Annotated in this window: 14 protein-coding genes; 13 read left to right on the top strand and 1 reads right to left on the bottom strand. The window is 55.8% G+C overall.

Features of this window, described 5'->3' with window-relative positions:
• Positions 1-810 (bottom strand): ABC transporter ATP-binding protein, encoded by an 810-nt coding sequence (locus GO007_RS04260; protein WP_095095946.1) that lies wholly within the window; start codon positions 808-810, stop codon positions 1-3.
• A gap of 288 nt (positions 811-1,098) precedes the next feature.
• On the opposite strand from GO007_RS04260, the gene GO007_RS04255 reads away from it, so the two are divergent.
• The 13 genes from GO007_RS04255 (at position 1,099) to GO007_RS04195 (ending at position 12,846) form a co-directional block, all read left to right on the top strand.
• The gene (locus GO007_RS04255; protein WP_095095941.1) at positions 1,099-1,428 is read left to right on the top strand and encodes an NIPSNAP family protein; all 330 of its coding nucleotides are present in this window, start codon (positions 1,099-1,101) and stop codon (positions 1,426-1,428) included.
• 47 nt (positions 1,429-1,475) lie between these two features.
• Positions 1,476-1,892 (top strand): hypothetical protein, encoded by a 417-nt coding sequence (locus GO007_RS04250; protein WP_095095938.1) that lies wholly within the window; start codon positions 1,476-1,478, stop codon positions 1,890-1,892.
• Between the two features lie 389 nt (positions 1,893-2,281).
• Positions 2,282-2,983: a deoxyribose-phosphate aldolase gene (deoC, locus tag GO007_RS04245; protein ID WP_095095935.1), complete on the top strand. Its 702-nt coding sequence runs from the start codon at positions 2,282-2,284 to the stop codon at positions 2,981-2,983.
• A 57-nt stretch (positions 2,984-3,040) separates the two neighbouring features.
• Positions 3,041-3,970, top strand: coding sequence for a ribokinase (locus GO007_RS04240; RefSeq protein ID WP_157349072.1), 930 nt, complete (start codon positions 3,041-3,043; stop codon positions 3,968-3,970).
• A gap of 5 nt (positions 3,971-3,975) precedes the next feature.
• The gene (gene rbsD, locus GO007_RS04235) at positions 3,976-4,476 is read left to right on the top strand and encodes a D-ribose pyranase (protein WP_095095929.1); all 501 of its coding nucleotides are present in this window, start codon (positions 3,976-3,978) and stop codon (positions 4,474-4,476) included.
• Between the two features lie 12 nt (positions 4,477-4,488).
• Entirely contained in the window at positions 4,489-5,535 is a 1,047-nt protein-coding gene (adhP, locus tag GO007_RS04230) for an alcohol dehydrogenase AdhP (RefSeq protein WP_095095926.1), read from the top strand.
• Positions 5,532-6,683: a mandelate racemase/muconate lactonizing enzyme family protein gene (locus GO007_RS04225; protein WP_095095923.1), complete on the top strand. Its 1,152-nt coding sequence runs from the start codon at positions 5,532-5,534 to the stop codon at positions 6,681-6,683. Before adhP ends, GO007_RS04225 begins: the two co-directional genes overlap by 4 nt.
• A 17-nt stretch (positions 6,684-6,700) precedes the next feature.
• Positions 6,701-7,651, top strand: coding sequence for an aldo/keto reductase (locus GO007_RS04220; RefSeq protein WP_157349071.1), 951 nt, complete (start codon positions 6,701-6,703; stop codon positions 7,649-7,651).
• Entirely contained in the window at positions 7,648-8,517 is an 870-nt protein-coding gene (locus GO007_RS04215; RefSeq protein WP_095095920.1) for an amidohydrolase family protein, read from the top strand. The genes GO007_RS04220 and GO007_RS04215 overlap by 4 nt, the downstream gene beginning before the upstream one ends.
• 61 nt (positions 8,518-8,578) lie before the next feature.
• Complete coding sequence (locus GO007_RS04210; protein ID WP_198389033.1) at positions 8,579-9,883, top strand: MFS transporter; 1,305 nt, start codon at positions 8,579-8,581, stop codon at positions 9,881-9,883.
• Positions 9,884-9,985: 102 nt separating this feature from the next.
• The gene (locus GO007_RS04205; RefSeq protein WP_095095917.1) at positions 9,986-10,912 is read left to right on the top strand and encodes a dihydrodipicolinate synthase family protein; all 927 of its coding nucleotides are present in this window, start codon (positions 9,986-9,988) and stop codon (positions 10,910-10,912) included.
• Positions 10,905-11,237: an L-rhamnose mutarotase gene (locus GO007_RS04200; RefSeq protein WP_095095914.1), complete on the top strand. Its 333-nt coding sequence runs from the start codon at positions 10,905-10,907 to the stop codon at positions 11,235-11,237. Before GO007_RS04205 ends, GO007_RS04200 begins: the two co-directional genes overlap by 8 nt.
• A gap of 88 nt (positions 11,238-11,325) precedes the next feature.
• A complete protein-coding gene (locus GO007_RS04195) occupies positions 11,326-12,846 on the top strand; it encodes a carbohydrate porin (RefSeq protein ID WP_223261746.1) in 1,521 nt (506 codons plus the stop codon).
• Positions 12,847-12,884 lie beyond the last annotated feature (38 nt).

The following is a 12,884-nucleotide window of genomic DNA, read 5'->3' as shown; positions in this document are numbered from 1 at the left end:
TTACGCATAGCCTGGAACCTCAAAAATCCGCAGCGCCTTCCCGGTCTCAGGATGCGGTACGGTAAAGCTGGTCACGCCGAAAACGGGATAAAGCTGTTTCGAAACAAGCACGCGCTCCGGCGCATCCCAGGCCACGGCGCGCCCTTGCGATAAAAGCAAAACGCGGTCGGCGAAGGATTCAATCAGTGAAAGATCGTGCAGTACCGCGACTACCGTGATCCCCTGGCTTTTCACTAGCGAGAGCAGTTCCACCCGGCCCGACGGATCAAGATGGTTGGTCGGCTCATCCAGCAGCACCAGTTTTGGCGACTGGGCCAGCAACCGCGCCAGCGCCGCCCGCTGCCGCTCCCCGCCGGATAACGCAGATAGCGGACGCTTGCGCAGCTTCTGCAATCCCGTATCGTTAATGGCTCGGGTCACGATGGTTTCATGTTCACGACGCGACATATCCCGGGCGTGAGGAATACGTCCGAGAGTGACATAATCCTCAAGAATCAGCCGCATATCCGGGGCATCATTCTGCGCGAGGACTGCAATCTGCTGGGCCCGCTGCTGCCGGGTCAAAGCCGCAACGGAGCGGCCGAATAGCCGTATGTCGCTATCCCGCGAAGTCAGCTCCTGATCGATCGCCCGTAATAAAGAGGTTTTCCCGCTGCCATTCGGCCCAATCACCGCCAGGCACTCTCCCCTGCCGGCATTAAAATGAATGCCGGAGAGAAGCTCCCCGCCGCCGGGTCGCGGCAATGATTCAATATTGACGCTAAGCACCGGCTCAACGGCCGTACCACAATTTGTCAAACGCTCCTCCATTAGCAGGCTCTTCGCCGCTCTTCAGAGCGAATTGCCGGCCCATCTTTTTTCATCTTTTACTCCCTGGAACAGATGATAATAATGATCATCTAAAAAGAAAGGTGAATAGCCACATATTTCACAATGATTTATAGGGTATGTTATAACATAACAATAAAGAGCAAAGGTTTGCAACCTGCTCTCATGACCTGACCGGCGAGAAAAGTTAAAACATTGGTGGTTGTCCAAAGAGTACCGCTGTGCTGTATTGCTACATCACTAACGTGATTTCAAAAGGAAACGTTCAGGATGAAAACGGTTGAGTTTTTGCTGTACACCCTAAAACCCGGCACCGGAGAAGATTTTCACCAGATTATGCTGGAGCAAAGTGCGCCTTGCCACCGTGCCGCCGGAATGGATATCGTCTCTTTTGGTAACTCTGTCGAAGACAAAGATGCTTACTATTTGATTCGCGCCTATGACGATCTAACTCATTTAAAAACTTCGCAAGAAGCCTTTTATCGCAGCCCGGCGTGGCGCGAAGGCCCACGTCAGGCCATTATCGATAAAATCATCGCCAGCATAAAATCAACGATGGTCCTTAGCGCCGGCGCCGTTGACGGTCTGCGTTCTTGCTGACTTTAATTATTTCACCGCATTGCCTTAAATTATGGAGAGTTTGCAAAATGGAAAAAAAATACCTGCTGGCGCTAATCATCCTCAGCCAGCCAGCACTCGCTGATACAGATTATGACAAAGCCGTTGCCGCTTATATCGAATATAACTGCGATTACAATGCCAAAGCATTAAAAAAAGAGGGTTCGGCAACCCCCTATAAAGAGCTGATTGCGGCCTGCAGCAAAGGGGCTGATGATATTAAAAAGTTCGTCACCGACTGGCCTGACTTTGGAACAAACGAAGGGATTATGGCATTTCAGGGTACAGTGGCTCCCTACGCCCATGAGGCGACAGCCGAAAGTGCCTATAAAAACCAAATTTATCAGTATGGCGTTGGCTCGTGGGGGATAGGATATATCCAGAGCGCTGCGGCAAAAGCGAATACGATCAAACAGTGGAAGCAAGGGAAATTCAAAATAAAATAAAACCGGGCGTTATCGTATAGAAAGATTTTGCGAGACCGGATCTATTATCATCGTATTTCTGCCGGGTGGAGGCCCATGCCTTACCCGGCCGACAAAACAAGCCATATCAATTGAATAAGCCTCGACTATAAGGCTCCAACGAGCAATGCCTGGCAGGCATTCTGAAACTCCTTATTTTTTTGCCTGATTGCAACCCGCCCTCCTCAACCGTTTTCCTGCGCTGTCCGCCGGCTCATTTTGCCAACTCCCTCACAAAATTATCCGTCTGAAAATTCTGTCCATATGGCCGGGACTCTTGCCTATCACGCCTTTTCCGCCAGCTCCTTACAGTAAGCCCATGTCATTCACATCGTAACCTATGTTTTTTCAGCCAACAGGAGTAGTGGTACATGATCGATTTTAATGATCCCCGCCAGGTCGCAAAGGCCATTCAGTTCACCAACGTCAACCCGGACCTGACCCGCGAAGGGCTTATTCAGCATCTCAACATCTGTATGGAGTATCAGTTTGATGCGGCAATGATCGCGCCGTGCTGGGTCGCCGTCGCCAAAGACGTCCTGAAAGGAACCGGTATTCGCGTTGCCACCACCGTGAACTTCCCCCAGGCCAACGATACGACAGCAATGAAAGTCGCCGTGGTGAGAGAACTGGCAAAAGAAGGCGCCGATGAATTTGATTTCCCGCCCAACCCAGGCTTTTTGCTCGGCGGAATGGATGACCTCTATTTCAACGAGCTGAAAGAGGTGACCCACATTGCCCATGACCTGGGAATGAAAGTCAAAGCGATGCTGGAGTTTGGCTTTATCACCGAAGAGGTGATGAAAATCAAAGCCACCCGCTACGCCTACGAAGCAGGTATTGACTGGGTGAAACAATCCAGCGGCTGGGGCAAAGGCGGCTGCGCGGCAACGGTAGAAGATGTCCAACTTCTCAAAGCCAATATCCAGGCCCCTTGCCGGGTCAAAGTATCCGGTAAAGTGAACACGCTTGAGAAGATGAAAGAGATGTTCGTCGCAGGCGCAGAGCTGGTTGGCACCAGTTCCGGCCCTGAGCTGGTGAAAGGTCTGGTCGGCGACATCAACGCCTATTAACCGAAGAGTACCGCCGGTAACGGCGGTACTACGCCCGCACAATTTAAGGAGTATGTGATGAGTGTATTTATTCTCGGCAGTTATGCAAAAGCCCTGGTGATGACGGCCGAACGCATACCGCTGGCTGGTGAGACGCTAATCGGACATGACTTTCGTCAAACCTGGGGCGGCAAAGGTTCCGATATGGCAGTGCAGGCCGCCCGCCTGGGGGCGGATGTGGTCTATAGCGGCGTGGTCGGTAAAGATACGTTCGGCAATGAGTTTGTTGAGCTGATGCTTGAGGAAGGGATCAATATCGACGGTCTCACGCTGACCAACGAGTTGCCGACCGGCGCTGGCCTGATTATTAAAGATAAAGAAGCGCGCAACGTGATTGTGGTTGATATGGGGGCCAACAAACTGTTTACCCCGGCGCTGGTGGATAACGCTCTGCATCAGATAAAGAGCTGTGGCGTGGCGCTGGCTCAGCTGGAAATCCCGCTGGAAACCGCGCTCTACGGGCTAAGACGCGCAAAATCACTGGATAAAATCACCATTCTCAACCCGGCTCCGGCCAGAGACCTGCGCGGCCTCGACCTGAGCGCCATTGACTACCTGACGCCCAATGAAACCGAAGCCCGCGTCGCGCTGGGCCTGGCGCCGGACGACGCCCGCAGCAACCGGGAAATCGCCAGTATGCTGCTTGAAACCGGCTGCCGCTATGTGGTGATGACGCTGGGCGAAGCGGGGTCCGCCGTTTTTGGCCCGCAAACCACTCAGGAGATCCCGCCCTGCCAGGTGGATGTGGTTGACAGCAACGGCGCGGGCGACAGCTTTAACGCTTCCCTCGCGGTGGCGCTGGATGAGGGCCTGCCGATAAGCAAAGCGGTACTGTTCGCCAACGCCGCGGCGGCCCTGTGCTGCTCTGACTGGGAAACCGTCCCCTCTTATAAATACCGCACCGATGTCGACGCATTTCTGCAATCTCACGTCGTGACCGAGGAATAATAACAATGAGACCCGATAGAATCTTACACCCTGAACTTGCCGCCGCTCTGGCGACGCTCGGCCATACCGATATCGTGCTGGTAACCGACGCAGGGTTTCCAATCCCGGCCGGAGCGAACCGTATCGACCTCGGACTGTGGCCCGGCACCGTCGATGTCCGCGACATCCTGCGCGTGCTGCGAACGGAGATTTTCGTTGAAGAAGTGCATTTTGCCAGCGAAGTCCGCGACTGCCACCCGCAGCTGTATCGCGAAGTACAAACTATCTATACCGGCTCTGGCGCGGCGTTTTACGCTGCCAGCCACGAAACGCTGTGCCACGAGATCGCGCACAAAGCCAGGCTGGTTATTCGCTCCGGATCGTTCGAGCCATGGGCGAATTTCGCTCTCGTCGCCAGCACCGATCCTTTCGCCTGGTTTACCGACGATTCAGGCGTGCAGCCCCTGCCCGCTTACGTCGCGCGACGCCAGCGCATGACCGACAACGCTGTACCAGAACTGAGCTGACGGGAGGCAATGATGAAAGCAGCAGTAGTCAGTGAACGTCATCCAGGCCAGGTTGAGATTCGTCAGATGGCGGTTCGTCCTTTAGCTTCCGGCGAGGCGCTGGTGGACGTGGAGTGCTGCGGCGTCTGCCATACCGATCTCCACGTCGTGCAGGGCGATTTTGGCCCCGTTCCCGGTCGGGTTCCGCGCCATGAAGGGATCGGCATCGTTCGCGCCGTCGCCGACGACGTGACCAGCCTGACGCCCGGCGATCGGGTCAGTATCGCCTGGTTCTATGCAGGCTGCGGAGTATGTGAATACTGCGTCAGCGGTCGGGAAACCTTTTGCCGCAGCGTAAAAAACGCCGGTTACAGCGTCGATGGCGCGATGGCCGAGCAGTGCATCGTGAAAGCCGACTACGCGGTAAAAGTCCCCGAAGGCCTCGACCCGCTGATTGCCAGCAGCATTACCTGCGCTGGCGTGACCACCTACAAAGCCATTCGCGTCTCCGATGTTCGTCCCGGACAGTGGCTGGCCATCTGGGGTGCCGGTGGTTTGGGCAATATGGCGATCCAGTTTGCCCGCCACGTTTTTAACGCCCGCGTTATCGCCATCGATTTGCAGGACGACAAGCTGGCGCTCGCCCGCGAGTGCGGTGCGGAAATTACCCTCAACCCCAGCCGGGACGACGTTCCCGCACGCATCCAGCAGATCACCGATGGCGGCGCCCATTGCGCCGTGGTGGTTGCCGTGGCGCGCGCCGCCTTTCACCAGGCCGTCAATAGCGTCCGCGCCGCGGGCAAAGTGGTTTGCGTCGCCGTTCCGCCGGGCGATCTGGACCTGAATATCGTCAAAACAGTACTCGATGGTATCCAGATAGTCGGCAGCCTGGTGGGCACCCGCCAGGATCTGGCGGAGGCTTTTCAGCACGCGCTGGCCGGACGCGTTCGCCCGGTGGTACAGACCCGCAGGCTGGAAGAGATCAATGCCATTTTTAACGAGATGGACAACGGCACCATCCAGGGACGCATGGTGATTGATTTACGCACGTCGCGGCAAACAGAGGAGTCAGGCGCATGAAGATTACCGGCTGGCGCACGCTGAAAACCTGGCACCGCTGGGGGCGGCCGATTGGCGATGTCAACGGCACCCTCACCTCAGGCGTCACTGAAGTCCCGGTGTTGATCCTCGAAACCGATGAGGGCATTAGCGGTATCGGCGTCGGCGGACATGCGGATATTGCGCGCATTTTCCCCGCCATCGAAGGCGAAGATCCGCGTGCGGTGACGGCGCTCTACGACCGAATGCAGGCCTGGGTCTTTAAAAGCGGCCATACGGGCAGCGTTTTTGGGGCGATCGGTGTCGTCGATATGGCGCTGTGGGATTTGAAGGCCAAATGCGCCGGGGAGCCGCTCTGGCGTCTGCTCGGCGCGAGAAGCCCGTTCGTCCCCGGATATGCTTCGGGGCTGGATTTCCCGCTGTCGCTGGAGGCGTTAACCGCGCTCCATCAGCGTTTCGCCGAGCGTGGATTCAGCGCCTTTAAGCTCAAGGGCGGCCTCGACGTTGAACAGGATTTACAGCGCCTGCTGGCGGTGCGCGAAGTGTATCTCGCTAACAGCCCTTCGCCGGTGATGATGATTGATGTTAACGAATCGATGAGCGCGAAACAGGCAGTGCGCTACGTCAGTCGTTTGCAGGAAGCGCTGGATCTGAGCTGGATTGAAGAACCCGTGCGCCGCTGGGACGCCGCCGGACACGCCGCCATTCGCCAGCAGGTGCGCTGCGCGGTGGCTACCGGGGAGAACCTCACCGGCCTGGAACAATTTCTGCCGCTGCTGAAAGAGAATGCAGTGGATGTCCTTCAGGCAGGCATGTGCTGGGGCATCACCCACTTCTTGCGCGTCGCCAACCTGGCGCAGGCGTTTAGCCTGCCGGTCAGCCCGGTCGGCTACAACGCCAATCCGGTGGCCCACGCGGCGGCGGCGGTCAGCAACCATCTCAGCTGCGAGATACAGGATCTCACCTTCCCGAACGGATTACGCGTGGATCAGCGCATCGAAAACGGCGGCATCGTACTGGGCAACGAACCGGGGCTCGGGATCGCCATTGATGAAAACGCATTACAGCAACAGCAAAACGACGGCAACTGGACGATAGCTCAGGGCCCGCACGTCAGGCCCGAACGCGCGGGGCTGCGCCTGAGCCTGCGGACGCCCGTCGACGATTAATCATAATGGAGCGAATAATGAAAACAGTACCTTTTGGACGCACGGGAATTCAGGTACCGGTGCTGGCGATGGGCGCGGCCTCTCTGGGCAGCATTTATCACCCGGTATCGCAACAGCAGGCTAACGAAACCGTGGCGACGGCCCTTGCCCACGGCGTGAACTATTTCGACGTTGCCCCCTATTACGGGCTGACCAAAGCGGAAACCGCCCTGGGCGTCGCGCTAAAAGGCGTACCCCGCGGCAGCTATACCCTGGCGACGAAAGTCGGGCGCTACGGCGACAGCCAGTGGGATTTCTCCCGCGAGGCCACCCTGCGCAGCATCGATGAAAGTCTTACCCGTCTGGGCAGCGACTATATCGATGTGATTCAGTGCCATGACATTGAATACGGTGATATGGGGCAACTGCTGGATGAGGCGCTGCCGACGCTGCGGGAGCTACGCGATAGCGGCGTCGTACGCCACGTCGGTATCACCGGCTACGATCTTGCCCTGCTGGAGCGCGTCGCCTGTGAGCAAAAAGTGGATACCGTGATGGCCTACTGTACCTGGAGCTTACAGGACCGGCGGCTGGGCTCGGTAGCGCAGCGGCTGAATCAGGCAGGGATTGGCGTACTCAACGCTTCGCCTCTGGCGATGGGGCTGCTGACCCGCAGCGGCGCGCCGGACTGGCACCCGGCGCATCAGGATGTGCAGGCTATCTGCCGCCAGGTGTCCACCCTGTGCGATAGCCACGGCGTGAATATTGCCCAGATTGCTCTCCAGTTTGCGCTCACCACCGCAGCGGATAACGGCATTGCCTCCACGGTAATCGGCACCGCCAGCGCCGACAATATGCTGGATAATATCCGCTGGTGCACGCAGCCGCTTGACCCGGAACTGCTCGCTCAAATCAATGAGCTGATGGCTCCCGTACTCAATATTGGCTGGGATCTGCTGCCGGGCAACGGAGGGAAAGCGCAAAAATGAGCACCTTCGACAGCCATCTGCATCTCTGGGATCCGCGCGTGCTGCGCTACGACTGGCTGCAGAAACTCCCGGCGCTTAACCGGCCCTTTTTGCCCGCTCAGCTGGCGGAAGTGGCGAAGTCCCCGGAAGCGGCCATCGTAGTTCAGGCCGACTGCGCCGAGCAGCAGGCGCTCCAGGAGGTGGCGTGGATAAACCAGCTGGCTGAAACCAGCGCGATTAAACTTGCCGGAATTGTCGCCTGGGCGCCGCTGGAAACGGGCAACGCCGTGGCGCCTTATCTGCGCCATTTACGTGAATTGCCGCGCGTGGTGGGCATCCGGCGCTCCCTGCACAATGAGCCGCTGGATCTGTTTTATCACGCCGGTTATCGCGAGGGTTTACTGGCGGCGGCCCGCGAAGGCTTTGTGCTGGATATGTGCGTCAGGGCATCTCAACTGACCGCGCTTCACGATTTATTGACGTGGCTGTATCAACGCGCGCCTGAAGCCCTGGTCGTGCTGGATCATATGGGAAAACCGGCTATCGCTGACGCCCAATGGCAGACCTGGCTGGACGCATTTACCGCTCTCGCCGCCTTTCCTCATCTGGCATGCAAAATCTCTGGCTTGCCGACAGAAGCGGACTGGCAAAGCTGGCGGCCGGAGCAGCTGCGGCCCTGGATCCAACAGGCAATAGCGGTATTTGGCCCACGGCGCTGTTTATTCGGCGGCGACTGGCCGGTAGTCGAACTGGCGGGTGGCTACGCGCGCTGGCAAACCTGCGTGACCGAGGCCATTGCCCACTTATCTCCCGAGGACATTAACGCGGTAATGGGCGAAAACGCGCGCCGTATTTACCTGATGCAATCAGGAGGGGAAAATAAATAAAAACTGAGTCAGATGACGTTTATTTCAATTCACCCTACTGAATAATAATGAGGAAATAAGCATGTCCGATAATATCAATTCATTACCCGGCGGCAAGGTTGACGATCGGTCGCAAACCACGTCGCCAGCAAATAACATTATGGTGACGGGGCGTAAGAAAAATATTCTGCTGGCCTCGCTGTTTACTAATTTCTTTGTTCTGCTGGCGCTCTACTGCGGGGTTATCTCGGTTCTTCTCCCTAATCACGTGGCGCAAATCGACCCGGAAAATAAAGCTAACAACCTGGCTATCGTCATGACTTCGGCACTGCTGTTTACGATTTTCGCTCAGCCGATTGCCGGAGCCTTATCCGATCGCTGCCGTTCGACATGGGGACGCCGTTCGCCGTTTATCGTTGGCGGTGCATTAATCGGCGGGCTGGCTATCTTCGGCATCTCCATGACAACCACTATCGCCGGCATTGCGGTGTTCTGGTTAATGGCTGCCGTCTCGCTGAACTGCATGAACGGCCCGCTGGCGACGGTGGTCGCTGACCGATTCTTACCGGAGAACCGCGGTATCGCTTCCGGCTTCGTCGGCGCGGGTTCCACCGCCGGCGGCACGGTGGGGATTATTCTTGCCGGCTATCTGGCCTGGAACCTGCAGCTGGGGTACCTGGTTTTCGCACTGGCTATCGCCGCCTGCTGCGTGGCCTTTGTGCTGATCAACCGCGAACCTTCGACCCGAGCCATGGAGGTTGAACCCTTCCGCTGGGGGTCGTTCTTCAAAAACTTCTGGGTCAGCCCACGCGAATACCCTGATTTTGGCTGGGCATTCTTTGGCCGCTTCGCCATGTATCTGGGCTACCAGGGCGTGGTCACTTACCAGCTGTATATTCTGCAAGATTTCATTGGCTTAAGCGTCGAAGATTCTAACTATGCTATCGGCACCATCTCGGTCATCACTTTGGTGACGCTGCTTTTCTCCGGTCTGGTTTCCGGCATCATCTCCGACAAACTGCAACGGCGAAAAATCTTTGTGTTCCTCTCAACTCTGCTGATGGCCGCTGGTTTATGCGTTCCTCTGTTTATGCCGACGCTGACCGGAATGTATATCTATGCCGCCATTATGGGGCTGGGCTATGGCGCTTATACCTCCATCGATATGGCGCTGATGACTCAGGTGCTGCCGGGCGGCGGTAAACAGGCCGGTAAAGATATGGGGATCCTGACAATTGCTACCGTATTACCACAATCTTTCAGCCCAATATTATCCGCATGGCTACTGGCAACGTTTAATAATGATTATTCATCGCTATTTATTGCCGCTATTGTTTTCGTCTTTGCTTCATCGTTTTTTGTATTACCGATTAAATCCGTTAAATAAATAACGCGTTATATGCAGGCGAGAGCGCGCTCAGCAATGAGTGTGAAGGCCCTCGCCTGCGCCTGATACCGGGATTCCCGGTAATTTTCACAGGAGAATACAATGGCTCAGCCTCTTTTCCACGGGGTCATTCCCCCGGTACCTACGCTATTTAATGCGCAGGGAGAATTTGATGAATCCGCCCAGGCAATATTAATTGAACACCTGCTGGCATCGCCGGTAGATGGCCTTTTTTTCCTCGGCAGCGCGGGGGAATTTGCCCATATGTCCGATGCCCAGCGGCGTCATGTAGCAGAATTCTGTCTCACCCAGGTGGGTGGGAGAAAACCCGTTTTGATCGGCATCGCCTGCTGCGGCACTCAGCAGACAATCGAGGTCGGACTGCATGCGCGACAGGCTGGCGCAGACGGCGTGGTGGTGGTTAACCCCTGGTACAGTCCTCTGAGTGAAAGCAATCTGGTGCGCCATTTCATAACGATTGCTAACGCCCTGCCGCTCCCCATCATTCTCTATAACTTCCCGGCGCTTACCGGTCAGTCGATCCCGCCGTCGGTTATCAAAGACCTGGCGCTGAGCTGCCCGAATATCGTGGGCCTGAAAGATACCGTCGATACGCTCTCGCATATCAGAGAAACCCTGCACGCGGTCAAGCCCCTACGCCCGGATTTCGCGGTGTTTGCCGGCTATGACGAATATCTACTGGGGACCTTGATTCTGGGAGGTGACGGCGCTATTCCAGCCAGCGCCAACTTTGCGCCGCAGCTCGCCTGCGGAATACTTCGCGCCTGGCATCGTCACGATCTTAGCGAAGCGGTGGCCCTGCAGCAGTCTCTTTCGTGGATCCCGCCGCTCTACGCTATCGATGTGCCATTTTATAATGCCGTGAAATATGCCCTCCGGCTGACCGGCGTGGATATTCCTGTCTATGCGCTACCTCCCGCGTCGCCATTAACAAACGAAATGCAAGAAGAAATTAAACAGATTCTGCACCGTGCCCACGTTATTAATAAGGATGACAACGATGAGTAAAGTTCGCCGCTTTGGTTGTGTGGTTAAAGTCCGTCCAGAAAAGCTCGATTATTATAAAGAGCTTCACGCTAACCCTTGGCCGGAAGTCAATGCCATGATTAAAGAGTGCCATTTACGCAACTTCTCTATTTACTATAAAAATGGATTATTGTTCAGCTATCTGGAGTATGACGGCGACGATTACGAAGCTGACCAAAAGAAAATGGCCGCGCATTTAAAAACCCAGGCATGGTGGCAGGAGACCGGGCCATGCCAGATGCCTCTCGACGGCGAACCGGAAGGCTCGTTGTGGGCTGAAATGGAAGAAGTTTACCACCTCGATTAATAGAAAAAATAAATACCCCCTCTGCGTTATTTTACTGGCGCAGGGTTCCCTGCACTTTTATTTATGATAGTGACCTAATGAGAATAAGATGAAAATAACCTCTATGACCCTACCAGGTTTCTGCCTGATAAATATCATGGCCATCCCTTACGCATTTTCCGCACAGAATGTCAGTATCGAACAACGCCTGAATCAGCTGGAATTACGGCTACAGCAGGCGGAAAATCGCGCCGCGGTGGCAGAGCAAAAAAATGCACAATTAGCAACCCAGCTAAAACAAACGGAAGCGGGTTCGCACCAGGCACAACAAAAGGTCGAAGATCTTGAAACCCGTACGCAAAAAATTGAAAAAATCACTCCTGATGATAATGGCTATTTTGAACTCCACGGCTATGCGCGCTCCGGGATGATGACCAACCACAACGCCCGCCATTCACAGGGAGGACCGTTTATGACCCCGGCCGGGCAAACTGGCGGCGCAATTGGCCGTTTGGGGAACGAGCCGGACACCTATGTCGAAGTCTATCTGGAGAAAAAACAGCGCCTGGATAATGGCGCGACCACCCGCTTTATGACCATGATCGCCGACCAGCAAAAAAGCTATAACGACTGGACCGCTGATTCCAGCACCTTAAACGTCAGTCAGGCGTTTGCCGAAATCGCCTCTCTGCCCAGCTTTAGCGGGCCGCTTAAGGACACCACGCTGTGGGCCGGCAAGCGCGTCGATCGCGATAACTTTGAAATTCCGTGGCTCGACTCCAAATTCGTGGCGCTCAACGGTACCGGAGGCGGCATTTATGACGTTCGCTGGTCGGAGAATACCCGCAGCAACTTCTCTTTTATCGGGCGCAGCTTCGGCGATGTCGACGTAGTCAATAATGATGTGCAGAACTATATCCTTACCGCCAACAACTATTTTGGCCCGGTACAGCTGTTTGTCAGCGGCATGCAGGCAAAGGACAATGAGCAACGGGAAACGCTTAGCGGCTATAAAGTCTTTAACGCCGCCAATAAAGGCTACACCGTCCTGCTCGGCTATCAGGGCGATAGCTTCTATGGACTGACGCAGGGGGAAACGCGCAGCGTGCTGTCATGGGGACAAGGTCTGGGCGCGGAGGTGAAAAATATCGGCACCGACCCGGCGCTACTCTCCGATGCCAGTACCCTGCGTTTTGCTAGCTATGGGATGGTCAATCTGGCCCCCGACTGGGATTTTGCCCCCTCGGTCCTTGCGCAATCTAGCCGCGATCGCTACGTCAAGGGCGACGACTACCGCTGGATAACCCTCAACGGCCGCCTGATGCAAAACATTACGCAAAACTTCGCTTTAGGCTATGAGGCCACGTGGCAGTATATGGATCTCGACCCCAACGGCTATCAGCAGTACCAGAAGGTACACGGCAACTTCTATAAACTCACCTTTGCCCCAACCTTCCGCCCGGATGATATTTCGCCGTTCTTCACCCGCCCGGAGCTGCGCGTTTTTGCCACCTGGATGAACTGGGATAAGGCGCTGGATAACTACAGTCCGAACGATACGCTGGGCCAGAAAGGCTTCACCTCCGGTGGAGAGTGGTCGTTTGGTATTCAGATGGAAACCTTCTTCTGATCGAAGGTGTTCGGCTTTCTGGCAAAGCCGAACACCTG

Origin of the sequence: Klebsiella sp. 10-1 (genome assembly GCF_009758445.1) — a bacterium.
Lineage (GTDB): Bacteria > Pseudomonadota > Gammaproteobacteria > Enterobacterales > Enterobacteriaceae > Klebsiella > Klebsiella scottii.
The sequence above is the reverse complement of the archived record's forward strand: the minus strand, read 5'-3'. Positions and strand labels throughout refer to the sequence as shown.

Excerpts from the sequence above, each read along its gene's own strand:
- GO007_RS04260 (WP_095095946.1), bottom strand. The coding sequence starts at position 810 with ATGGAGGAGCGTTTGACAAATTGTGGTACGGCCGTTGAGCCGGTGCTT.
- GO007_RS04255 (WP_095095941.1), top strand. The coding sequence starts at position 1,099 with ATGAAAACGGTTGAGTTTTTGCTGTACACCCTAAAACCCGGCACCGGA.
- GO007_RS04250 (WP_095095938.1), top strand. The coding sequence starts at position 1,476 with ATGGAAAAAAAATACCTGCTGGCGCTAATCATCCTCAGCCAGCCAGCA.
- deoC (WP_095095935.1), top strand. The coding sequence starts at position 2,282 with ATGATCGATTTTAATGATCCCCGCCAGGTCGCAAAGGCCATTCAGTTC.
- GO007_RS04240 (WP_157349072.1), top strand. The coding sequence starts at position 3,041 with ATGAGTGTATTTATTCTCGGCAGTTATGCAAAAGCCCTGGTGATGACG.
- rbsD (WP_095095929.1), top strand. The coding sequence starts at position 3,976 with ATGAGACCCGATAGAATCTTACACCCTGAACTTGCCGCCGCTCTGGCG.
- adhP (WP_095095926.1), top strand. The coding sequence starts at position 4,489 with ATGAAAGCAGCAGTAGTCAGTGAACGTCATCCAGGCCAGGTTGAGATT.
- GO007_RS04225 (WP_095095923.1), top strand. The coding sequence starts at position 5,532 with ATGAAGATTACCGGCTGGCGCACGCTGAAAACCTGGCACCGCTGGGGG.
- GO007_RS04220 (WP_157349071.1), top strand. The coding sequence starts at position 6,701 with ATGAAAACAGTACCTTTTGGACGCACGGGAATTCAGGTACCGGTGCTG.
- GO007_RS04215 (WP_095095920.1), top strand. The coding sequence starts at position 7,648 with ATGAGCACCTTCGACAGCCATCTGCATCTCTGGGATCCGCGCGTGCTG.
- GO007_RS04210 (WP_198389033.1), top strand. The coding sequence starts at position 8,579 with ATGTCCGATAATATCAATTCATTACCCGGCGGCAAGGTTGACGATCGG.
- GO007_RS04205 (WP_095095917.1), top strand. The coding sequence starts at position 9,986 with ATGGCTCAGCCTCTTTTCCACGGGGTCATTCCCCCGGTACCTACGCTA.
- GO007_RS04200 (WP_095095914.1), top strand. The coding sequence starts at position 10,905 with ATGAGTAAAGTTCGCCGCTTTGGTTGTGTGGTTAAAGTCCGTCCAGAA.
- GO007_RS04195 (WP_223261746.1), top strand. The coding sequence starts at position 11,326 with ATGAAAATAACCTCTATGACCCTACCAGGTTTCTGCCTGATAAATATC.